Consider the following 20,757-nt stretch of genomic DNA (forward strand, 5'->3'; position numbering starts at 1 on the left):
TCGGAAACGACACCTACCGGCCCACCTCGGCTGGAACTTCCGGCTGGCCGTCGGCCGAGGCCCGGCGGCGTGGACTCACCCCTGCGACGGCTGCGCCGAGGGCAGGACGGCGGACGGGCGCCAGCCGGCCCGGTGCAGTGCCACGCACAGACCGCGCAGCGAGGCGGCCGCAGGGTCCGGGTCGAAGCCGCACCCCCAGACCGCCCGACCGTCCACCCGGCACCGCACGTACGCCAGCGTGCCGGGCTCCTCGTCGAGGGTGAACGCCTGCTCGACGTGGTCGAGGACGACCGGTGCGGGGCCGGACTGGGCGAGGGCCCGCGCGATGCTCGGCAGCAACCCGTGGCCGGCGTCGCCGCCGACGACGAGCGGCCCGCCGCACACGGCGAGTTCCACCTTGACCGCGCCCGGCCCCGGCGCGCCCGCCGACAGCTCGCACGACACGAGTTGCACGTCGAGGGCGGCCGGCAGGAACTCGGCGCGGAAGACCGCCCAGAGTTCCTCCGCGGTCACCTCTCTGCCCTCGTCGTCGGACACCGCCTGGCTCAGCCCGGACACCTCGATCTGGAGGCTGCGCGGCAGGTTCAACCCGTGGCAGGACCGCAGCAGGTATTCCACGCCGCCCTTGCCGGACTGGCTGTTCAACCTGATGATCGCCTCGTACGACCGCCCGATGTCCTTGGGATCGATGGGCAGGTACGGCACGTCCCACCGGTGTTGCGACAACGCCACGCCCCGGTCTGCCGCGTCCTCGGACAACGCCCGCAGGCCCTTGCTGATGGCGTCCTGGTGGGACCCGGAGAACGAGGTGTGGACGAGGTCGCCGGCGTACGGGTAGCGCTCCGGCACCCGCATCCCCGTGCACTGCTCGACCTCGTGCCGGACGGCGTCGATGTCGGACAGGTCGATCTGCGGGTCGACGCCCTGGCTCATCAGGTTGAGGCCCAGCACCACCAGGCAGACGTTGCCGGTGCGCTCGCCGTTGCCGAACAGGCAGCCCTCGATCCGCTGGCCGCCGGCCAGCAGGCCCAGCTCGGCCGCGGCGACCCCGGTCCCGCGGTCGTTGTGCGGGTGCAGCGACAGGCAGACGTGCTCCCGCCGGGGCAGGTTGCGGCTCATCCACTCCACCTGGTCGGCGAAGACGTGCGGCCCCGCGCACTCGACGGTCGCCGGCAGGTTGATGATGATCTCCCGGTCGTCCGCCGGGTCCCAGACGTCCGTGACCTGCGCGCAGACGTCGAGCGCGAAGTCCAGCTCGGTCTGTGAGAAGGACTCGGGAGAGTACTCGAACCCGATCCGGCCGGGGTGCGCGTCGGCGAGTTCCCGGCACAGGCGTGCGTGGTCGACCGCCAGGCGCAGCACGCCTTCGCGGTCCGCCCGGAAGACGACCCGACGCTGCGTCGGCGACGTCGAGTTGTACAGGTGCACGACGGCCTGCGGCGCCCCGGCGAGCGCGTCGAACGTACGCCGGATCAGCTCCTCGCGCGCCGGCACGATCGCCTGGATGAGGACGTCGTCCGGGATCTCGCCGTTCTCGATGATCCTGCGGGTGAACTCGAACTCGGTCCGGCTGGCGGCCGGGAACCCGATCTCGATCTCCTTGTAGCCCATGGCGACGAGGAGCCGGAACAGCCGGGCCTTGCGGTCGACGTCCATCGGGTGCGGCAGCGCCTGGTTGCCGTCCCGCAGGTCGGTCGACAACCAGCGCGGCGCCGTGGTGATCCGCTTCGCCGGCCAGGACCGGTCGGCCAGATCCACGGCGGGCGCGGGCGCGTACCGCCGGTACGGCAGCCGGCTCGCCCGCTGCCTCACCTGTCCTACCGGAAAAGTCGCCTTTGCCATGGAGCCTCCCCCGTCCTAGCGAAAAGGTCTTCGGATCAGCGAAAAGGAGTCAGTCGAAGATCGGCCCCTGGGTGCGGGAGCGCTTCAGCTCGGAGAAGCCGGGCGTACCGGCGATCAGGACCAGCCCGTCCCAGAGGCGGCCGGCGGCCTCGCCGCGCGGGGCGGGCGACACCACCGGACCGAAGAACGCGACCCGGCCGGCCGGCCCGTCCACCTCGACGACCGGGGTCCCCGCGTCGGGTCCCACCCGGCTGACCGCCTCCTCGTGCGACCGGCGGATCCGCCCGTCGAACTCGGTGCTCTCCATCGCCGCCGCCAGCGCGGGGTCGAGGCCGGCGGCCCGCAGCGCGTCGCCCACCGTCTCCGGCAGCACGTCCAGGCGGTGGCGCAGGCCCCGGTCGTGGAACCGCACGCCCAGCGCCGCGTACAGCAGCGGCACGGCCTCGCCGTCGTAGCGCTGCTCGGCGGCGGCCAACACCCGGAGCGGCTTGATCATCTCCCGGACCGTGTCCCGCTGCTCCGGCGTCAGGTCCTGGTTCTCGTAGAGGATCGCCTGGCTCATCAGGTCCCAGTACGGCTCGATCCCACGGACCTGCTGCACCTGCACCAGCCACTGCGACGAGATCCACGCCCAGGGGCAGAGCGGGTCGAACCAGAAGCCCACCTTCATGCCGATCCTCCTCCTGCGGGGCCGGTCCCCCGGATCGTGCGCAGCGCGCCGGGCAGGCAGGCGAGGACGCCGACGAGGATTGCCGCCACCGGCAGCACCATCCCCAGCCGCAGCGCCTCCGCGTACCGGTCCACCGGCGCGGCGCCGTCCGCCCACGCCGACGACCGCTGCGCCAGCAGCAGGCCCACCAGCGTGACCGCCGCGACCGGCCCGAGCTGGCGGACCGTGTTCAACAGGCCCGACGCGGCGCCGGCCAGGGCCGGCTGCACCTCGCGCATCGCCACCGCGGCCATCGGCGCGATCAGCAGCCCGTTGCCCAGTCCGATCACCACCATCGGACCGAGGAAGGTCAGCCAGGCCGCGTCGAGCCGCATCACCGCGGCGGCCCAGCCCATGCCGGCGACGGTGAACAGCAACCCGCCGAGCAGGACCACCCGGCCGTCGAGCCGGTCGGTGATCTTCCCGGCGAACGGCGCGAGCAGGGTGGAGATCAGCGCCGGGGGCGCCAGCGCCAGGCCCGCGGCCAGGGCGGAGAAGCCCAGCACCGACTGGAAGAACAGGGTCATCAGCAGCATGAAGCCGATGATCCCGAAGGAGACCGCCGCGGCCACGACGACCATCGTGGAGTACGAGCGGATGCCGAGGAGCACGAACGGCACCAGGGGTTCGCGGTCCTGGCGACCGCGCTCGTGCCAGACGAACGCCAGCCCGAGGGCGACCGCCGCCGCGATCATGACCAGCGTCCACGGCGCCCAGTCGAACCGCTCCCCCTCCATGAGCGGGAAGGCCAGGCAGAACAGGGCGGCGGAGGCCAGCACGATGCCGCCGACGTCGAGCCGGTGCCGACGGTCGAAGCGCAGGTCCGGCACGGCGACGAGGGCCAGGACCACCGCCGCGACCCCGATCGGCACGTTGACCAGGAAGATCCACCGCCAGTCGAGCGTGGTGACCAGCAGGCCACCGACGGACGGGCCCGCGACAGCCGCCACGCCGCCGACCGCACCCCAGATGCCCATGGCCAGGCCCCGCCGGGTGGGTGGGAACAGGCTCACGATCATGGCCATCGTCTGCGGCAGCAGGAGCGCCGCGCCGAGGCCCTGCACGGCCCGGGCCGCGATCAGCTGGCCCGGGCTCTGGGCCAGCCCGCAGAGCAGGCTGAACACCGTGAAGACGGTGATGCCCACGACGAACAGCCGGCGCGGACCGTAGAGGTCACCGAGCCGACCGGCCGTGATCAGCAGTACGGCCACCACCAGCACGTACGCGTTGACCGACCACAACACCGTCGGCAGCGAGGCGCGAAAATCCGCGCGGATGTCGGGGATGGCGATGTTGACGATGGACACGTCGAGCATCGTCAGGAAGAACCCGAGGGCCAGCACCACGAGACTGACCCACGGATTCTCCCGCCATCCCCCACGGGCGGCGGCCTCCTGCTGCAGGGCTTCGGACGTCACTCACTGCCTCCAGATTGCGGGCGGCACCTTGTTGGTGCGCTCGACGCGACTCACCTTGTCGACGCGGCGGGCGGTGATCGCCCCCGGAACCTGCCGGTGCACCGCTGCCAGGTGGTAGAACTGGGCGGTCAGGTGAGCCAGGACGTCCTCGGCGTCTGCGCCCCCGGAATACTCCAGCGTCAGCGCGGTGGCGGCCCTCGGCGACTCGGTGTCGCGGGTCAGGACGAGCTGGGCCTCCTCGACGCCGGGCAGGGTGCGCGCGGACGAAACCACCTCACCGACGCTGAACAGGGCACTGCGCAGGCTCACCGCGTCGTCCGCCCGTCCCAGGACCCGCAGGCCGTCGGGGCGGCCGCATCGGCACTCGGCGGACGCCAGCCGGTCACCGAGACGGTAACGCACCGCCGGCATCGTCCAGCCCGTGCCACGCCGGGTCAGCAGCGCGCCCTCCTCCTCCAGCTCGAGCATCTGGTCGGGCATGACGTGCAGCGTCTGCAGGTCGCACGCGGGGGTGTTGGTGGCGATGATGTACGTCTCCACCGAGCCGTAGTTGGCCCAGTACTCCGCCTCCGGGAACGCCTTCTGGACGACCCGGTGTTTGGCGTCGGTCCACGGCTCGGCCAGCCAGATGATGGTGCGGATCGGCAGCGTCTCGTTCGCCGCGATCAGGCCCTCGGCGAAGTCGGCGAGCGCGCTCGGGGTGCCGGTGAGCGCGTCGAGGCCGATCTCCCGGAACATCGGGACCCAGTTGCCCACGTCCTCGGGCGGGTAGGCCCCGGACGGCAGCACCGTGCAGCGCGACCGCTCGGCGAGGGCGTGGATGTAGTAGTGCGACGCCCACAGCCGGCCCGGGTTGAAGAGGTTGAGCAGCACGTTCTCCGGCCGCAGCGGCCGCCACTCCCGCAGCACCCGGTCGACGGCCTGGTGGTACGGCACGTAGGTGAGCTTCGGCTTGCCGGTGGTGCCGCCGCTGGACATCAGCGCGCTGCCCGTCTCCCGGGCCAGCTCCCGGGTGACCGCCACGATCTCCGCCGGGCCGCTCACCGCCAGGTCGGACAGGGCGGCGGCGTCCGGCGGCACCGGCGCACCGCCGCGCCCGTCCAGGCCGCGCGCCTGGGCCAGCACGTCCGCCCAGGGCAGGTTCCCGATCGTCGCGGTCATGCCGCGCCTCCCTCGCGGGCGATCCACGCGGCGTGCGCCGCGATGTACGCGCGGAACCGCGACTCGATCACCGGTCGCTGGATCTTGGCGATCTCCTCGGTGGTGGCGTACCCGACCGCGCCGTCCGGTTCCACCTCGGACAGCCAGAACTGGTTGCCGTCCCAGAGGAAGTCAGCCGCGAAGTACGGCATCTGGAGCTTCTCGGCGATGTAGTCGATCGAGCTCTCCAGTTCCTCCGGCAGCGGCGGGTACTCCAGCCGTCCCCCGTTGACCAGGTTCGCGGTCAGCGACTCGCCCTGCGGGATCCGGCGCAGCACGGTGTGTGCCTTGCCGTCGATGACGTACACCCGGAAGTCGTTGACGCCGGTGCCGAGATAGGGCTGGACGACCACGGCCGTGTCGGCGCCGCCGGCGAGGCCGATCAGCCCGCGCAGCTCGTGCTCGTTGTTGGCGAGGCAGACGCCCTGGCCCATGCCCCAGTACGCGGGCTTGACCAGCATGGGGAAGTCGAGCTTCTCCAGCACCGGCTCGTAGTGCCGGCTGATCGAGTCGCGGCCGGTGCCGATGCGCACGGTGGGCACCCGCGGGACGGGGCAGTCCCGCAGGTACAGCATCGTGGCCATCTTGTCCGTCGTGATGTACGACATGCGCGGATGGATGGGCAGGTAGAAGCCCGCCTGCTCGACGATCGAGTACGCGAACAGCTGGTTGCAGACCTCCTGCACCTGGTGCGGCAGCGACCACAGCGAGGTGACCAGGATGGTGTCCTCCGGGGTGATCCGCTCGCCGTCGAGGAACACCCGGGGCTCGTCGCCGACGGCCTCGACCGCCAGCGCCTCCGCCTTGTGCAGGGACATGGCGAGGCCGCAGTCCTTGGCGATCTCCGTGTAGGTCGTCCAGATGGCGGCTGCCTCCGCCGCCCGCTGGCGCACGGTGCCGCGGTCGGGGTAGATCCAGCAGAGCCGGCGGGCCAGCTGGGTGGGGGCGGACGTCATGATTGCTTCTCCTCACTGGTCAGGAAACCGCGGACAGCGGCGCCGAACGCCTCGGGCTCCTCGAGGAAACACAGGTGACCGGAGTGGTCGAGGAACTCCACGCGGGCGTCCGGCATGGCCTTGGCCAGCCAGTTGCCGACCTCGGGCGGGTAGACCGCGCTGCGGCGGCCGTGGACGAGCAGGGTGGGCAGCCGCAGGGCGGCCACCCGGTCCCGCCAGTCCTGGGCGAGCACGTCGGACAGCAGGCCGGCGACCGCGCCGGCGTCGGCGCCACGGGCCTGCCGGACGAGGTCCGCGACGAGCGCCGCGTCCGGGGCGGGACCGTCGACGGCGAAGGAACCGCGGACCAGGTTCTCGGCGAACGCCCCGCAGTCGCCGCGCACGTCGTCGAGCAGCGCCGTGGCCCCGGCCCGGTCGAGGGAGCCGAACGCCGCGTACGGCCAGCCGTCGTCGGCGAGCAGCCACGGCGTCTGCTCCACGCTGATCAACCGGCGGACCCGCCGGGTGCCGAACGTCTCCAGGTAGGTCCAGGCGACGGTCGCGCCCAGTGACCAGCCCAGCAGCGTCACGTCGTCGGAGCCGAGGCCCTCGACGACCTCGTGCAGCGCGGCGGCGCAGTCGGACAGGGTGGGCGGCTGCGCCGGGGCGGGCGCGTCGCCGTGCCCCGGCAGGTCGACGGTCACCACCCGGTGGTCGCGGCCGAGGTCCGCCACGGTGGTGTCGAAGAAGTGTCGGCTGGCGGCGAGGCCCGGGACGAGGACGAGGGCCGGCCCGGTGCCGTGGATCTCGGCGCGCATCATCGGCTCACCAGGGCGAACTGGCGGCGCAGGGCCGGCTTGTCGATCTTGCCGACCGGCGTGTGCGGGATCTCGTCCACGACGCGCACCGTCGCCGCCAGCCGGTGCCCGGCCAGGACGGCGGTGACCTGCCGGACGGCGTCCTCGGCGTCGACGCCGTGGCCGGGGCGGACCGCGACGAGCACCCGGTCGGTCAGCTCACCCGGATCGAGCGGCAGGCTCACCACCTGCGTGCCGGGACTGGCCGCGCGACACTCGGCGTCCAGCACGGGAGCCAGCACCGGTCCGCCCGGCGTGGACAGCACCTCCGAGACCCGGCCGATGATCCGGAACGCGCCGTCGCCGATCTCCTGCGCCACGTCGCCCGTCCAGAACTCCCCGTCCCGGAACGTGCGCGCGTTCGCCTCGTCGGCGAAGAGGTAGCCCTCGCTGGTGCAGTCGGAGCGCAGCACCAGCTCGCCGATGCCGGCGTGCCCGTCCACCAGCGGCGCGAGCCGGGCTCCGACGCCGCGTACGGGCGGCATGGCCCCGCTCGTCTGCAACTCGTCGGCCATGTTGCCCAAGGCGAGGCCGAACTCGGTCGAGCCGTAGATCTGCCGGATGTGGACGCCCAGCGTGTCCGCGGCGGCGCGCACCACGTCCGGGCTGAGGTAGGCGCCGCCGCAGAGGGGACGACGCAACCTCGACAGGTCCACCTGTGCGTCGGCGCCGGCCCGCACGAGCATCTCGTAGTGCGCGGGCAGCGCGCTCATCACCGTCGCCCGCTCCCGCTGCAACCGGTCGAGGTACGCCTGCGGCGAGTCGTCCGGGTCGGCCAGCACCAGCCGGGCGCCGCTGAGCAGGGCGGCAAAGACGTGCAGGTCGGTGGCGTGCGCGACGTCCAACGGGTGCCGGCAGTAGAAGACGTCGTCGGCCACGATGCCGGTGTCGGCGAGCCAGCGCCGGCGCTCGGCGACGAACTTGTCCTGCCGCCACACCATCATCTTCGGAAAGCCGGTGGAGCCGGAGGTCCACAGTTGGCGGAACAGGCCGGCGTACGGCTCGTCGGGCGCGGGCGGCGCGTCGACGTCGAGGTCGTCCAACGACACGACCGGCACCGTCCCCGGGGCGGCGTGGTGCTCCCGTCCGGCGACCAGGAGCACCGGCCGCGCCTGCCCGACGGCCCGTTCCGTGTCGGCGGCGGTGAAGTTGCGCATCAGCGGCACGTACCGGGCGCCGACCCGGGCGACGGCCATGATCAGCGCGACGTAGCGGACGCTGTTGGGCAGGGCGAAGGCGACCGTGTCGCCGGCCTGGACCCCCCTGGCGTACAGCCCGGCGGCGAGACGCTCGCCGAGCGCGACCAGCTCCCGGTAGCGGATCTGGCTGCCGTCGACGTCGACGACGGCCACGTGGTCCGGGCGGCGCGCCGCGACGTCGGCCACCGCCTGGAAGAGCACCGCGGTCATGCCGCCACCCACGCCGCGTAGGTGCCGAAGCGCCAGTCCTTGGCCAGGCAGTCGACCTGCCCGAACCCGGCCTTGCGCAGCCACTCCAGCTGATCCTCCAGCGTGGCGCAGATGTCGAGCTTCATCCGCTCGCGGCCGGCGGCCCACTCGTCCGGCGGGCACTCCGCGCGCTGCACGTGCGCCTCGTGCTGGAAGTCGTACATCGCCTCGACCTGCGGGTTGGGACCGGCCAACTGCTCGACGTTGACGAACACGCCCTGCGGGGTGAGCACCTCGCGGATCCGCTGGAAGAGGTCCTGCTTGTCCTCGTGGGTGAGGTGGTGGATCGCCAGGCCGGACACGACCGCGTCGAAGGGGCCGGCCGGCAGCGGGTCCTTCATGTCGCACACCAGCACCGTGACGCGGGGGTTGCCGGCGAACCGCTCCCGCGCCTTGGCGAGCATCGCGTCCGAGTGGTCGACCAGGGTCAACTCGGCCTGCGGGAGCTGCTCCAGGACGGCGCCGCCCAGCAGCCCGGTGCCGGCGCCGAGGTCGAGGACGCGGGCCGTCTCCGGGACGGTCTCGACGACCGCGTGCACCGCGCTGGCGTAGATGAGGTCGAAGGAGGGGATGAGCTTGCGCCGCATCACGTCGAACGTGCCGGAGTTCCAGATCTCGGGTTTGCTGTCGGTCCTGGTCATCGCGTGGTCCCTTCGCTTCGTGAGCTGAACAGTTGGTCAAGGTCGGCCAGGTGGTGTCCGGCCGCCCTGCGTCCGGGTGCCGCGCCTGCCTCGTCGGTGTTCCGGTGAGGCACGCCGTCGGGCTGTCGTCGGAGGGCCGTGACGGGCCGGGTCAGCACCAGAGCTTTCCGCGCAGGTAGTACGGCTCGGCGTCAGGTTCGTCGGGCCGGGGCTCCTCCGCCGCGGCGATGTGCGCCGCGACGAGGGCGGCGACCTCGGCGACCCGACCGGGGCGCATGACCGAGTAGTGGGTCCCGTCGACCAGGTGCGGGTCGGCGGCGCCGGGCAGGATCTCGTCGAGCGGTACCAGGCCGGGGAAGGCGTCACGCCGGGTCTCCCGCGCCCGCAGCAGCAGGAGCCGCTCGTGCGGCGCGCCCGGCCGGTGCCCCTCCAGGATCTCCGAGTTGCGGCGGTAGACGCCGAACAGCCGCCCCAGGTCGTCGGCGTCGAGCGGCGCGGCGAGCAGACCCGCCCGGGCCAGCGCGTCCTGCACGGCGCACAGGGCCGCCGGCAGCTCGCCGGCGGGCACCTCCGCGGGCAGGTGGCGGCCGATGTCCTCGCCCTGCGCCAGGTCGGTGAAGAAGCCGGCGAGCCGCTGTCGGAGGCTCACGGCCGCGGCCTCCGGCCGGCCCGTGAACGAGTCGATCGCGGTCACCGAGCTGACCCGCCGCCCCTGCTCCGCCACCAGCCCGGCGACGCGCGCCGACACGGTGCCGCCCATCGACCAGCCGACGAGGTGCACGGTCGCGCCCTCCGGCAGCACGTCGCAGAGGGCGTCGCCGTACCGGCCGGCCAGCTCCGTCATGTCGGCCGGCGGCTCCTCGCCGGGTTGCAGGCCGGCCGCCCGCAGCCCGTACACGGTGGCCCCGGCCATGATCGCGTGCCGGTCGAGCGCCTCGACCAGCGGCTCGTAGCAGAGCACGTCGCCGCCCACCGGGTGGACCAGCACCAGGATGCGGGCGTGGTCGCCGTCCTTGATGCGCACCAGCGGCGTACCGCCGTGCGGGTGCTGCTCGGCCCGCAGCAGGCCCGCCTGGTCGGCGACCGTGCGGCTGCGCATCAGCGACGCCAGGGGCAGGGTCCGGCCGAAGTTCTCCCTGATCCGGTGGAACAACCGGACCGCGAGCAGGGAGTTGCCGCCGAGGGCGAAGAAGTCGTCCGTGACCCCGCGTACGTCCGGGCCGAGCAGTTCCTGCCACAGGCTGAGCAGCCGGGACTCGTCCGCCGTGCGCGGCGCGACGACCGCCTGGTCCGTTCCGCGTACGACGGGACCGGCGGCCAGCCGCGCGACCAGTGCCTTGCGGTCGACCTTGCCGTTCGCCGTCAGCGGCACCGTGTCGACCACGGTGACGACGGCGGGCACCATGTACGACGGCAGTTCGGCGGCGAGGTGCGACCGCAGCGCGGCCGGGTCCGGAGCGGCGCAACCCGGTGCCGGGATGACGAACGCCGCCAGGTACGACTCCCCCCGCCCAGTGGCCACCACCGCGACCGCCTTGCGCACGTCGGGATGGTCGGACAGCCGGATCTCGATCTCGCCGAGCTCGATGCGGTGCCCGCCCACCTTCACCTGGTCGTCCTGGCGGCCCAGGAACTCCAGGATGCCGCCGGGCCAGTACCGCGCCCGGTCCCCGGTGCGGTACCGCCGCTCGCCGGTCACCGGGTCGGCGGAGAAGGACGCCCGGGTCAGGTCGGGTGCGTTCCGGTAGCCGTCGGCCACCCCGACCCCGCCGATGTAGAGGTCGCCGGGCACCCACGCCGGCGCGTCGGCGAGCTGCCGGTCGAGGACGTGCATGGTCTGGTTGGCCAGCGGATGGCCGTACGGGACGCTCGACCAGCCCGGCGTCAGGTCCTCCGTCCAGAAGTAGTTGGACCAGATGGACGCCTCGGTCGCCCCGCCGGCGGCCATCACCCGCGCCGTGGGGCACGCCTCCGCGATCCGGTCGAGCAGCGGCAGCGGCACCCAGTCGCCGCTGAGCATGACGAGCCGCAGCGCGCGGAGCATCTCCGGCGCCCGGCCGGCCAGGTATTCCAGCGTGACGGAGAACAGGGCGGGCACCGAGTTCCAGAGCGTGATGCCGTGCTGTCGGCACAGCTCCCCCCACTGCTCCGGGTCGGGCACGTCGCTGTGGGCGGGCACGACCACCGTGCCACCGGCGCCCAGGACGGCGAAGATGTCGAAGACCGACAGGTCGAACGCGAGCGAGGACACCGCGAGCACCCGGTCGGCCGACGTCAGGGCCAGCCGCCGCGTCAGGTCCCGCAGGGTGTTGGTCGCCGCCCCGTGGGAGATCACCACGCCCTTCGGGGCGCCGGTGGAGCCGGAGGTGTAGATGACGTAGGCGGTACGCCGCAGGTCGCCGCCCAGGCCGTCGGGGCCGGGGCCGCCGGGGCCGGGGCCGCCGTCCGTCGGCACCGCGACGACGGGCAGGTCGGGCAGCCCGTCGAGCGGCGCGGCGTCGACGGCGACGACCGCGGTCGCGCCGCTCTGCCGCAGCACCTCGCTGACCCGCGCCTCGGGCCAGGTCGGACCGACCGGCAGGTACGCGCCGCCCGCCCGCAGGACGCCGAGCACGGCGACCGGCTGCTGCCACGACTTGGGCACCCGCACGGCGACCAGGTCGGTACGCCCCGGATCCGCGCCGACGCCCGCGTCCCGCAGCCGGACCGCCAGCGCCGCCGACAGGCGGTCGAGCTCGCCATAGGTCAGGCTCCGCTCGGCGTCGACGACCGCGACGGCGTACGGCCGGCAGCGCATCTGGTCCAGGGCCGCCTCGTGCAACTCGCCCGCCAGGCCGGGCGCCTCGGTGCGGTTCGCCCGCCGGCGGTCGGCGAGCTGCCGGTCGGGCAGCGGCTGCCGGCCCGTCCCGGTCCACGCGTCAGCGTTCGCGGCGAGCTGCCGCAACCGGTGCCGGTGGTATTCGGCGAGGTCGTCGACGAGGCCCGGCGGGTACGACGACCGGTCGTTGTCGAAGTTGCACACCAGCGCGCCGTCGAACTCGAAGACCTGGTGGTCGAGGAGGACCTCGGGAGTGGCGATGGCGCTGTGCGCCAGCGTGGCGGCCGGCAGCGCGAGCCGGAAGCCGTCGGAGATGCCGGGCACCAAGTCGAGGCCGCTGCTGAACACCACGGGCACGGGGTTGCCGACGCTGCCGTCACGCCGGTTGAGCTCCCGGCCGACCGCGACCCCGGAGAACTCGCCCGCGTCGAGGTCGTCGTACAACTGCTTCTGCAGCGCCTGGCACCGCTCGACGAAGGAGCCGGGCACGTCGTCGTACGTCACCAGAAGCGTGCTCGCGGCGTTGCCCCACATCCGTTCCCGGCCCGGCGCGCCGGTCACCCGGTCCGAGGACAGCACCGACACCGTGCCGGGCTGACCACCGGACCAGCGCAGTAGACACTCGACGTAGAGGGCGAAGAGCGCCAGGCCGGCCGACACCCCCTGCTCGGCGGCGTGGTGTCGGAACCGCTTCCAGTCGTCCACGTCGAGCTGATGCGCCACGCGGTGCAGCGGCACGTCCCGGTCGGGCTCGGCGGCCTGCGTGTCCAGGGCACGCGGCAGATCGGGGGCGGGCGGCAGGCTGTCCAGGCGGGACCGCCAGTACCGCTCGGCCGTCCGGCGGGCCGGCAGCGACCTGCGGCGTTCCTGCTCGACGAGGTAATCCGCGAAACTCTCCGCCTCGGGCGCGGGCCGATGGGAGGGATCGGCGTAACAACGGGCCAGCTCGGCGAAGAACAACTGGATCGTGGCGCCGTCGAACACCGTCAGTCGTAGCGCGACCTGCAGATGGGTCCCGCCGTCGGGCAGTCGGACGAATCGGAAAAGGAAGGGTCGACCCGCATCGTGCGGCGGAATGTCCACCACTATTTCGCGGCGCATTCGCTCCAGTTTTCCGGACACCTCGTCGATGCGGCAGGCCGACAGATCCCGCACGTCCACGAGCAATTCCGGCCGGCCGCCCACTGTTGGGGCAAAATGCTGCGTGGCCTCTGGCATCACGCGCGTACGGAGCACGGGACGCACCTGTCGCAGCCGGGCGAGAGCATCGGCGAAACGCTCCGGGTCGGGCGGCGCGGCGGCGGGGAACGCGTACTCCTGGATGTAGAGAGCCGGCGAGGCATGGCCCGCGACTCCCTGCTCACCGATGAGATACGCCTGCTGGAGGTCGGTAAGCGGCAGGTGGGTCTGGCCGCCGGTGAGCACGCCGCCCGGGGCGGACCCGCCCGTGGACCCGTCCTCGCCGAGCAGCGCGACGAGTTCGGCGATGCACGCCTTGATTACCGCTCTTGATTGTTCATCGAGCGATGGTGGATTTGACTGCCCGTTCCGAATACTTGACAAAAAAGCCGCTTCCCCCCGTGGGAACACAGGCATTCGGCAATCCCCCCAATGATTTCCGTCCGACGCCATGCCGGACAACAGCTCATCAGAAACCGGATTTGCGATTCCCGACTGTAGTTGGCCAAGTCGACCCGAACACCCAGGATGATCAGTGATCTGGATCACAGCACGATTGTCGGCGTCACCGAGCGTCAGGAAGGACGCGATTGATATGCGAATTCGCAGGCCGGCACCCGATCTACAGGTAATCACTCCGTCACTGACGCCTGACGATGGCGCGGGAATGTCACCTACCCGGCAGCGGCGCTGGCGGGACGGGGTGGCGAAGGAATCCCGGGTGGCGCATAATGCGCGACCGAACCGCCGCGGCAGCCCGATGAGTGCCGGCAGGGAGAGGTATCGTGCCGCATCGACGGATAAGCAGGATTTGGCGGCTTGCGGCGATCGGTCGGCAACCCTGGAGACGGCGGGGCTGCGGCGGCGACTGTCGAAGGGCCTGGATGTCCCGACCGAAAGTGTCGGTGTCCGACACTATGGTGACCCGATGACTGGCGTATCCGTCGCACCTGTGGTCCGCATCCGCCCTCCAGCGGACGGAGGCGAACGCGAGATCCTGTCCGGCCTGCTTGACTTCCTGCGTGCCTCGGTCGTGAACAAGGTCGCCGGGCTCACCGACGAGCAGGCGTTCGGTCGGCCGGTGCTCGCGTCCGGACTCACCCCCGCTGGGCTGGTCAAGCACCTGACCGGGGTGGAACGGTACTGGTTCAGCATCGACTTCGCCGGTCACGAGCTGCCCCCGCCGTGGACCGACGACGAGCCCGGTGCGTTCGCTCTCGCCCCCGAGGACTCGCTGGCTGAGATCGTCGAGGCGTACCTAACTGAGTGCGCGCGGTCCTCCGCAGTCGTAGCGGGCGCGGCCCTCGACGACCGCGCCCAGGCCGCCGATGCTTCCTTCACGCTGCGGTACGCGCTCGCGCACATGATCCAGGAGACCGCGCGTCACTGCGGCCACCTGGACCTGCTGCGCGAAAGCATCGACGGGCAGGCCGGCGAGTAGTCAGACCCCCGGCTGGCTGGTACGGCAGCCACAGCAGCAGCCGCCATCCCCGCTTGCCGCTCACCTCAATCCGGTTGGATCCGCGCTCACGCAGCAGGTCGGTGGCCCGCTGCCCAGACAGCCCGGCATGGACGCCTCCCGCGGACGAGGACGTGTACGACTGGTCCTACGGGTTCGACTTCGCTGCGAACGGCTGCGGGATCCTGTCGACCAGCACCGACTACGACCCGGCGTACCGGCTGGCGGAGTTCGCCGCCGCGCGTGGGATCCGGGTACAGCTGATCCTGCTGGACAGCATCGTCAACGACCCGCGGCTGGCCGCCGGCGCCCGGCGGGTTCATGACAACGGCGTGGAGGTCCGAACCACCCCGACCCTGCCGGTCTGGACGTTCGTCGTCGATGACCGGTACGTGGTGATGGCCATCGCCCGGCAGTTCAGCGTCTCCGCCCGCACCGTCCGGCGGATGATCGCCGACCTGGCCGACCGGATCGGCGCGACCAGCCGCTTCGAACTCGGCGTCCAGGCGGTACGTCTCGGCTGGCTCGACGACACACCCCAGCCGGCACCGAGCACCGAGCCGTTCCACGCCTGAGCCGCCAATGGCGAACCCGCCGGCTGCCACGAGGCAACTCGGCGGGTTCACTACCTGTGCATATACCGCTTAGCGGGTCAGGGTGTGATTGAGGAGACGGCAACTCGACCGCCGCCACATGCGGCGGTCCGGCCTGTCGATGTCACCACCACCGCCGTACCCGGCAGCAGCAGGCTCACGGCTTCAACCATCGCGCCGCGAGCGACTTTCCACCAACGCATTGCCGTCACACCCCGCTAGCAAGCAGCGACCGTGAGAAGTGTGCCGAGCAGAGGATGGGACGCGTGGTCGCCACGAGCGCTGGCCCCGGCCTGTCCGAATGCGGTCATGGCCGCAGCCGGACAGCTCATTAGACCTGGCGTCGCCCGACCTACTTACTAACCTGACGTCGCCGGGCTGCTCCCGGCGATGCCGTACCTCTCAATGGATCGATAATCATCTTGAAGAACACAAGGAATGGGCTGATCGCCGGGGCGGGTGCGTTGCTGCTCCTGCTCTGCTGCGGCTTTGGCATTTTCGGTTACCGGGTCGCGTTCAAGGACGACGCCGAGGATGTGGCGGAGAAGTACCTCTCCGCCATCCAGGACAGAAGCCTCGATGACCTGCGGGCGGTGATCTGCGCCAGCGAGCAGAAGAGGATCGATGAAGATAACGAGTGGGATGACGACGAAGGCCTGCTGGATTGGGAAATCACGTCCAGCAAGGAGCGCGAGAACTCGGCGACCGTGACCGCGGAGTTCACCGGAACCGACGGCGGCAAGGTCAGGACCGGCAACATCACCATGACCCTCCTCAAAGAGGACGGCGACTGGAAGGTCTGTGACGTCGACGAGACGCGGGACTGATTCGGTAGGGGCGCGGCCGCGACATGCGGTCGCTCCTTCCCTCCCCGGTTCCTGCTCATCGCGCTCGGAGGGAGCATCCTCGCCGTCGCGACCGTCTACACCTCCGGGCCACGCACCCGCCACGAGACGCTCGGGCTGCTGGTCGCGTTCGCCACGACGGTGCTGCTGTGCGCATCTACTTCTTCCGTGGCGAGGAGACCGGCAGCTCCCGCACTAGGTCCTCGCCACCGACGCACCGACCCTGACCTGGAAGCGTTCTGTCTGCGGTATCAGCGGAGATGCTCAGGAGTGGCCGAGGACGACCGGGGTGCGAGTGCGGCGCTGGTAGGAGCGGGTGCCGAGGGCGAATGCGAGGCCCAGGCCGGCGAAGGCGAGCCCGCCCACGTAGCCGACCCAGGAGGACCAGCCTTCGGCGTCGCCAACCGTGAAGCCGACGGCCGAGGCGATCACGGTGGCGAAGCCGTAGGGGGTGAGGGCCGCAGCGCCCGCCCAGCCCAGGACGAGCAGCGTCCAGCGTGGCAGCCGCTCGCCCCAGGGCCGGGTCAGCGCCGTCAGCAGCAGTACTCCGACGAGGGCGCCCAGCACGGTGAAGTCGATCCCGTGCTGCTCCATCCACACCAGCGCCTCGGGCGCGCCGTTGTCGCGCAGTGAGGCGGCGAGATCACCTGCCGGTCGGCCGGCGTTCCCGCCGAACGCCCAGTAGGTCTTCATCAGGACGTAGGGAGTCAGCGCAGCGATCCCTAGCCAAATGGCCTTCGGGGACTTCGTCGAGATCATGCCGATGATTCCAGCGCAGCCCCGGATCCGAGACCTCCCGACGAGGAGCCAAGCGACTCCCCCATGAAGGGGATCAACGACGGCCGTGCGGACAGCCGGCTGCCGGCCTGTCCAGTCCCACCGCGCGCCCAGCACCGTGGGCACGCAGACAGTCTTCGAGAGCAACTCATCAACGTGTGGTGCGCGGACGTACGCTCATGGCTCCGTGGCCTGCCCGGCCTCCGCGACGAGATGACGGAGTCCGGACCCGCGGCGCTTGGGCTGGCCGGGCAGTTCTCGCTCCGGGCCGGGGAACCTTAGGTTCCTGCTCCCGCATTTGAGGTGTGATGTTCGTGTGTGGGGACGGGAGGGCTGGCGGGGACGCCGCGGTGGTCGGGCGGCCGGGATGCTGCGGGAGGAGGGCAGCGGGCAGCAGGCCACGTTCGTCGAGTTGTTCTTCGACCTCGTCATGGTCTTCGCGTTGACCCGGCTGGTCGAGCAGGCGGTGCCTGGGTTCAGCAGTGACAGCATCACCGAGCGGTGGGCGAGTATCGGCCGTACGCTGCTGCTGTTCGCGCCCCTGTTGTGGTTGTGGACCATGACGGCCTACATCACCAGCCGTTTCGAACCGAGACGCGCGGGCACGCAGTTGGTGGTGCTGGGCAGCGCCCTCGGGCTGCTGATCATGGGCACGGCGATTCCGCAGGCGTTCGGACCCGCTGGGTTGTCCTTCGCGCTGCCGTTCGTGGCGGTGCAGGTCACCCGGGTGGCTGTCATAGCCCTCGGTCTCGGCTCGCACACCCTGCGCCGCCTGTACTCGCGAATTCTGGTCTGGTTCTGCATCGCCGCCGCGGGCTGGATCGCCGGCGCGCTCACCGAGGACGGGACTCGGGTCGCGCTGTGGACGGCGGCGGTGGTGCTCGACCTGGGTGCCGCCCGGATCGGGTGGCCGGTGCCCGGCCTGGGACACGGGCGGTCCACCGTGTGGCAGGCCGGCGGTCGTCATCTCGCGGACCGGTATCCCCAGTTCCTGCTCATCGCGCTCGGGGAGAGCATCCTCGCCGTCGGGATCGTCTACACCTCCGGGCAACGCACCCGCCACGAGACGCTCGGGCTGCTGGTGGCGTACGCCACGACGGTGCTGCTGTGGCGCATCTACTTCTTCCGCGCCGGAGCACTGCTCGGCGAGGCCCTCGACAAGTGCCGCGATCCTGCCAGTTGGGGGCGACATGTCGGCTTCTCCCACGCCCTGATGGTGCTCGGGATTGTGGCCACCGCGATCGGCTTTGACCTGGTGCAGCACCAGCACACCCACCACACCTACCCACCCTGGCTGGCGATGATCACGGGCGGGCCGGTCATCTTCCTGACCGGCCGAAGCCGCCTGGAATACCTCGTCTTCACCCGCGTGTCCCGCCGCCGGATCATCGGAATCACCCTGCTGCTGATCCCCACCCCACTGCTGTCCCACACCTCACCACTGACAGCCGCCAGCCTCGCCGCCCTCGTCCTCCTACTCGTCGCCGCCCTCGACAAACGCCACGCCAGACAGCGACCCCCCGAACACCCCAACCCAGCCGGCTGAACGGCGAAGCAGCTCGAGCTGCCACACGGGCCAAGCGGTGGTCCTTGGTGGGGTCAGGGTGCCGCCAACAGGCAACGACACGACCGCCTCGCAAGCGGCCGCCCGCCACAGACGGCCTGCTGGAGCTGAGCCGTCGAATGCTCCACCGAACCGGTACCGCTCTTGCCCACCCTGCGTGATGCCCGCGGTGGCGTTGGCCCGCCGGATGCGCTCGTTCCTCAGGAAGACCCCCGCGCGTGCGGGGACGACTTGCCTGGGCCCTGGGGGATCAGCCGCCGCCTGAACCATTCAGCTTCAGGCACAGGCGTACGTTCAGGTCGGGCATGCCCGCCACGGTGAAGTAGCGATCCCGTTGGTACCCGGGGACCTCCTCGCAGTTCCGGGTTGAGCTCTCCCCTTCGAACCGAGCGATGACGGCGAAGTTGCCGTTCCGGCACTCCTCCAGGGACCAGATGGTGTCGTCGGATTCGCCGCGGACACAGTCACCTTGATCCGCGTTGTAGGCGGTTCCACCACTGTGCCGGTACACGAGGCAGACGGCCACGTCGGGGTTCTGGGCGGAGTAGCGCCACTCGATTCGGTCCACGTATCCGCACACACTCTGGTCGGTGGTGTTCTTGAAGAGGCGAACGGCCTCGAACACGTCGCCGCCGCAGTCCGCGGCCCGGAAATCCGGGTTCCGCATGTCTCCGGCGTTACGGAAACAGTCTCCCTGCACGGCGTCTGCGAACACGTGGCCGGGTTCCGATGAGGGTTTCTGCGACGCCCCCGCCTCGGGCGTGTCGCCTGCACCGTTCCGCTCGAACAGGGTCGCGGCCCACATCACGCCTGCGACCACGACCACCGCGGCTACGACCGCCGCGACCAGCCGGTGTCGAAACCAATCCGTCGATGAGCCGATACCAGACCTCGAGCCGCCATCGGGTCCCGATCCGGCACCGGGCACTGTGCGGGTACCGAACTCCGTGCCGTGCACCGGGCCGGACCCGAAGATTTTTGTGGGGTCGAGTTCTTGGGGGCCGGGCAGGATGGTGGTGGGGTCGATGCTGGTGTGTTTGTGGATTTCGGCTTTCTGGGTGTTGATGAGTTGGTTGATTGGTTCGGGCCAGGGTTGTGGGGTTGGTGGGGGTGGCCCGATTGTTGTGAGGATGTTGGTGGCGGTGGGGGGGTGGGTGGGGTTGCGGGCGAAGCAGGGTTCGATGATGTGGCGTAGTCGTGGTGGGACTCGGGTCAGGTCGGGTTCTTTGGTGATGATGTTGAGGCGGGTTTGTTCGCTGGTGGCGCCCTGGAATGGGTTTTGGCCGGTGGCTGCCATGGCGAGTACGGTGCCCAGTGCGAAGATGTCGCTGGCGGGGGTTAGTTGGGAGTTTCCCATCGCCTGTTCTGGCGACATGAATGCGGGGTTTCCGATCACGATGCCGGTTTGGGTTATCGTGATGATTTTTGTGGCGTGTGGGGTGTCGTCGGGGTGGATGGTGGGGCGGGCTATTCCGAAGTCGATGACGACTGGTTTGTTGGCGGTCAGCAGGATGTTCGAGGCTGACAGGTCGCGGTGGATGAAGTTTTGGGCGTGGATGTCGCGTAGTGCGGTGGCGAGGCCGGCGGCCAGGTGCAGCACGGTTTCCTCGGTGAATGGCCCGGCTGCGTGGAGGGCTTGGTGCAGGGTGGGGCCGTGGTGGAATGCGTAGGCCAGCCATGGCACGCCGGCGTTGGCGTCGCTGTTTATGACGCGGGCTGTGTGGGGGCTTTCGACTCGTCGGGCGGCGAGGGCTTCGCGATGCAGACGTTGCCGGAAGGATTGGTCGTTGGCGGCGAAGGCGCCGTGGACCAGTTTGACCGCGGCGAGTTCACCGTCTGGTGCGACGGCCAGGAGGACGCGACCCATACCGCCCTCGCCCAGCACCGCACGTGTCCGGTAGGGCCCGACCAGACGAGGATCGGTAGGCGTCAAATCCCACACAGGCGGCTCCGAGTGGTGGTCCGGTCGCGATCGTGAAGAGGCGAATCAGCTCACCGGGCCGACGTTGTATCCCAGGAAGAACCTCCCGGTGTCCTCGTTGGTGGGATTCCCGTTCTCGTCGGAGAGGCCGATGATGAGGCCGACGTCCCACTTGTCGTTCGCGAACTTGTAGTTTCCGCCTTTTCCGATCTTCGTCTCGCTCACCTGCTTGAAGCCGTTGGACGGGAATTGGGCGAGCGTGGCCTGCACGTGCTCCTCAGAAACTCCGAACACGTTCAGAAAGTGGTATTTACCGTCCGGCGATGAAGCCGACTGGACCTCGTACTTCGCGGGCAGTGGGATCTCGCGCGGCCAACTGTCGGAAATCTTGTCCTGGCCTTTCAGGCCACCCCCGGCGCTGGGTGCCGCGGAGGTCGCCGACGGGCCAGCCTGGTCCCGACCGGCCTCTGACGGCTCAGAGCATCCTGTCACCAGGGTCAACGCGAGCAGGGCTGAGGTGAACGCGGAAGCGGGTCGCAACATTGTGGGTG

The 20,757-nt window shown here is 70.8% G+C and carries 16 protein-coding genes; 4 read left to right on the forward strand and 12 right to left on the reverse strand.

Annotated features, from left to right (window positions below):
* Positions 1–75: 75 nt before the first annotated feature.
* The 9 genes from ACGF5C_RS23175 to ACGF5C_RS23215 all read right to left on the reverse strand — a co-directional run bounded on the left by ACGF5C_RS23175 (position 76) and on the right by ACGF5C_RS23215 (position 13,500).
* Positions 76–1,842 carry a 2-isopropylmalate synthase gene (locus ACGF5C_RS23175; protein ID WP_393304713.1) on the reverse strand — a complete coding sequence of 589 codons (1,767 nt, stop codon included), beginning with the start codon at positions 1,840–1,842 and terminating at the stop codon, positions 76–78.
* 49 nt (positions 1,843–1,891) lie between these two features.
* Entirely contained in the window at positions 1,892–2,512 is a 621-nt protein-coding gene (locus ACGF5C_RS23180; protein WP_393304715.1) for a disulfide bond formation protein DsbA, read from the reverse strand.
* Entirely contained in the window at positions 2,509–3,969 is a 1,461-nt protein-coding gene (locus ACGF5C_RS23185) for an MFS transporter (protein ID WP_393304717.1), read from the reverse strand. The genes ACGF5C_RS23180 and ACGF5C_RS23185 overlap by 4 nt, the downstream gene beginning before the upstream one ends.
* Complete coding sequence (locus tag ACGF5C_RS23190) at positions 3,970–5,130, reverse strand: AMP-binding protein (RefSeq protein WP_393304718.1); 1,161 nt, start codon at positions 5,128–5,130, stop codon at positions 3,970–3,972. It lies immediately after the preceding gene.
* Positions 5,127–6,125, reverse strand: coding sequence for a RimK family alpha-L-glutamate ligase (locus ACGF5C_RS23195; RefSeq protein WP_393304720.1), 999 nt, complete (start codon positions 6,123–6,125; stop codon positions 5,127–5,129). Before ACGF5C_RS23195 ends, ACGF5C_RS23190 begins: the two co-directional genes overlap by 4 nt.
* Positions 6,122–6,925, reverse strand: a complete 804-nt coding sequence (locus tag ACGF5C_RS23200) for an alpha/beta fold hydrolase (RefSeq protein ID WP_393304722.1) — start codon at positions 6,923–6,925, stop codon at positions 6,122–6,124. The genes ACGF5C_RS23195 and ACGF5C_RS23200 overlap by 4 nt, the downstream gene beginning before the upstream one ends.
* Positions 6,922–8,370: a class I adenylate-forming enzyme family protein gene (locus ACGF5C_RS23205; protein WP_393304724.1), complete on the reverse strand. Its 1,449-nt coding sequence runs from the start codon at positions 8,368–8,370 to the stop codon at positions 6,922–6,924. The genes ACGF5C_RS23200 and ACGF5C_RS23205 overlap by 4 nt, the downstream gene beginning before the upstream one ends.
* Positions 8,367–9,050, reverse strand: coding sequence for a class I SAM-dependent methyltransferase (locus ACGF5C_RS23210; protein WP_357702258.1), 684 nt, complete (start codon positions 9,048–9,050; stop codon positions 8,367–8,369). The genes ACGF5C_RS23205 and ACGF5C_RS23210 overlap by 4 nt, the downstream gene beginning before the upstream one ends.
* Positions 9,051–9,201: 151 nt before the next feature.
* Positions 9,202–13,500: an amino acid adenylation domain-containing protein gene (locus ACGF5C_RS23215; protein ID WP_393304860.1), complete on the reverse strand. Its 4,299-nt coding sequence runs from the start codon at positions 13,498–13,500 to the stop codon at positions 9,202–9,204.
* 475 nt (positions 13,501–13,975) lie between these two features.
* Between ACGF5C_RS23215 and ACGF5C_RS23220 the strand changes: the two genes are divergently transcribed.
* The 3 genes from ACGF5C_RS23220 (at position 13,976) to ACGF5C_RS23230 (ending at position 15,926) form a co-directional block, all read left to right on the forward strand.
* The gene (locus ACGF5C_RS23220) at positions 13,976–14,488 is read left to right on the forward strand and encodes a DinB family protein (protein ID WP_393304726.1); all 513 of its coding nucleotides are present in this window, start codon (positions 13,976–13,978) and stop codon (positions 14,486–14,488) included.
* A 152-nt stretch (positions 14,489–14,640) separates the two neighbouring features.
* Positions 14,641–15,081 carry a hypothetical protein gene (locus ACGF5C_RS23225; RefSeq protein ID WP_393304728.1) on the forward strand — a complete coding sequence of 147 codons (441 nt, stop codon included), beginning with the start codon at positions 14,641–14,643 and terminating at the stop codon, positions 15,079–15,081.
* A 440-nt stretch (positions 15,082–15,521) separates the two neighbouring features.
* A complete protein-coding gene (locus ACGF5C_RS23230; protein WP_393304730.1) occupies positions 15,522–15,926 on the forward strand; it encodes a hypothetical protein in 405 nt (134 codons plus the stop codon).
* A 282-nt stretch (positions 15,927–16,208) separates the two neighbouring features.
* Here ACGF5C_RS23230 and ACGF5C_RS23235 read toward each other — a convergent pair whose 3' ends face one another.
* Positions 16,209–16,703: a hypothetical protein gene (locus tag ACGF5C_RS23235; protein ID WP_393304732.1), complete on the reverse strand. Its 495-nt coding sequence runs from the start codon at positions 16,701–16,703 to the stop codon at positions 16,209–16,211.
* Between the two features lie 334 nt (positions 16,704–17,037).
* Between ACGF5C_RS23235 and ACGF5C_RS23240 the strand changes: the two genes are divergently transcribed.
* Positions 17,038–18,267, forward strand: a complete 1,230-nt coding sequence (locus ACGF5C_RS23240; RefSeq protein ID WP_393304734.1) for a low temperature requirement protein A — start codon at positions 17,038–17,040, stop codon at positions 18,265–18,267.
* 268 nt (positions 18,268–18,535) lie between these two features.
* Here the strand turns inward: ACGF5C_RS23240 and ACGF5C_RS23245 are convergent, their stop codons facing one another.
* Positions 18,536–20,227 carry a serine/threonine protein kinase gene (locus ACGF5C_RS23245; protein ID WP_393304736.1) on the reverse strand — a complete coding sequence of 564 codons (1,692 nt, stop codon included), beginning with the start codon at positions 20,225–20,227 and terminating at the stop codon, positions 18,536–18,538.
* A gap of 45 nt (positions 20,228–20,272) precedes the next feature.
* Positions 20,273–20,749: a hypothetical protein gene (locus ACGF5C_RS23250; RefSeq protein WP_393304738.1), complete on the reverse strand. Its 477-nt coding sequence runs from the start codon at positions 20,747–20,749 to the stop codon at positions 20,273–20,275.
* Positions 20,750–20,757 lie beyond the last annotated feature (8 nt).

The organism is Micromonospora sp. NPDC047620, from assembly GCF_043205005.1.
Classification (GTDB): Bacteria; Actinomycetota; Actinomycetes; order Mycobacteriales; family Micromonosporaceae; genus Micromonospora.

Excerpts from the sequence above, each read along its gene's own strand:
- ACGF5C_RS23175 (WP_393304713.1), bottom strand. The coding sequence starts at position 1,842 with ATGGCAAAGGCGACTTTTCCGGTAGGACAGGTGAGGCAGCGGGCGAGC.
- ACGF5C_RS23180 (WP_393304715.1), bottom strand. The coding sequence starts at position 2,512 with ATGAAGGTGGGCTTCTGGTTCGACCCGCTCTGCCCCTGGGCGTGGATC.
- ACGF5C_RS23190 (WP_393304718.1), bottom strand. The coding sequence starts at position 5,130 with ATGACCGCGACGATCGGGAACCTGCCCTGGGCGGACGTGCTGGCCCAG.
- ACGF5C_RS23195 (WP_393304720.1), bottom strand. The coding sequence starts at position 6,125 with ATGACGTCCGCCCCCACCCAGCTGGCCCGCCGGCTCTGCTGGATCTAC.
- ACGF5C_RS23200 (WP_393304722.1), bottom strand. The coding sequence starts at position 6,925 with ATGATGCGCGCCGAGATCCACGGCACCGGGCCGGCCCTCGTCCTCGTC.
- ACGF5C_RS23205 (WP_393304724.1), bottom strand. The coding sequence starts at position 8,370 with ATGACCGCGGTGCTCTTCCAGGCGGTGGCCGACGTCGCGGCGCGCCGC.
- ACGF5C_RS23210 (WP_357702258.1), bottom strand. The coding sequence starts at position 9,050 with ATGACCAGGACCGACAGCAAACCCGAGATCTGGAACTCCGGCACGTTC.
- ACGF5C_RS23215 (WP_393304860.1), bottom strand. The coding sequence starts at position 13,500 with ATGGCGTCGGACGGAAATCATTGGGGGGATTGCCGAATGCCTGTGTTC.
- ACGF5C_RS23220 (WP_393304726.1), top strand. The coding sequence starts at position 13,976 with ATGACTGGCGTATCCGTCGCACCTGTGGTCCGCATCCGCCCTCCAGCG.
- ACGF5C_RS23235 (WP_393304732.1), bottom strand. The coding sequence starts at position 16,703 with ATGATCTCGACGAAGTCCCCGAAGGCCATTTGGCTAGGGATCGCTGCG.
- ACGF5C_RS23250 (WP_393304738.1), bottom strand. The coding sequence starts at position 20,749 with ATGTTGCGACCCGCTTCCGCGTTCACCTCAGCCCTGCTCGCGTTGACC.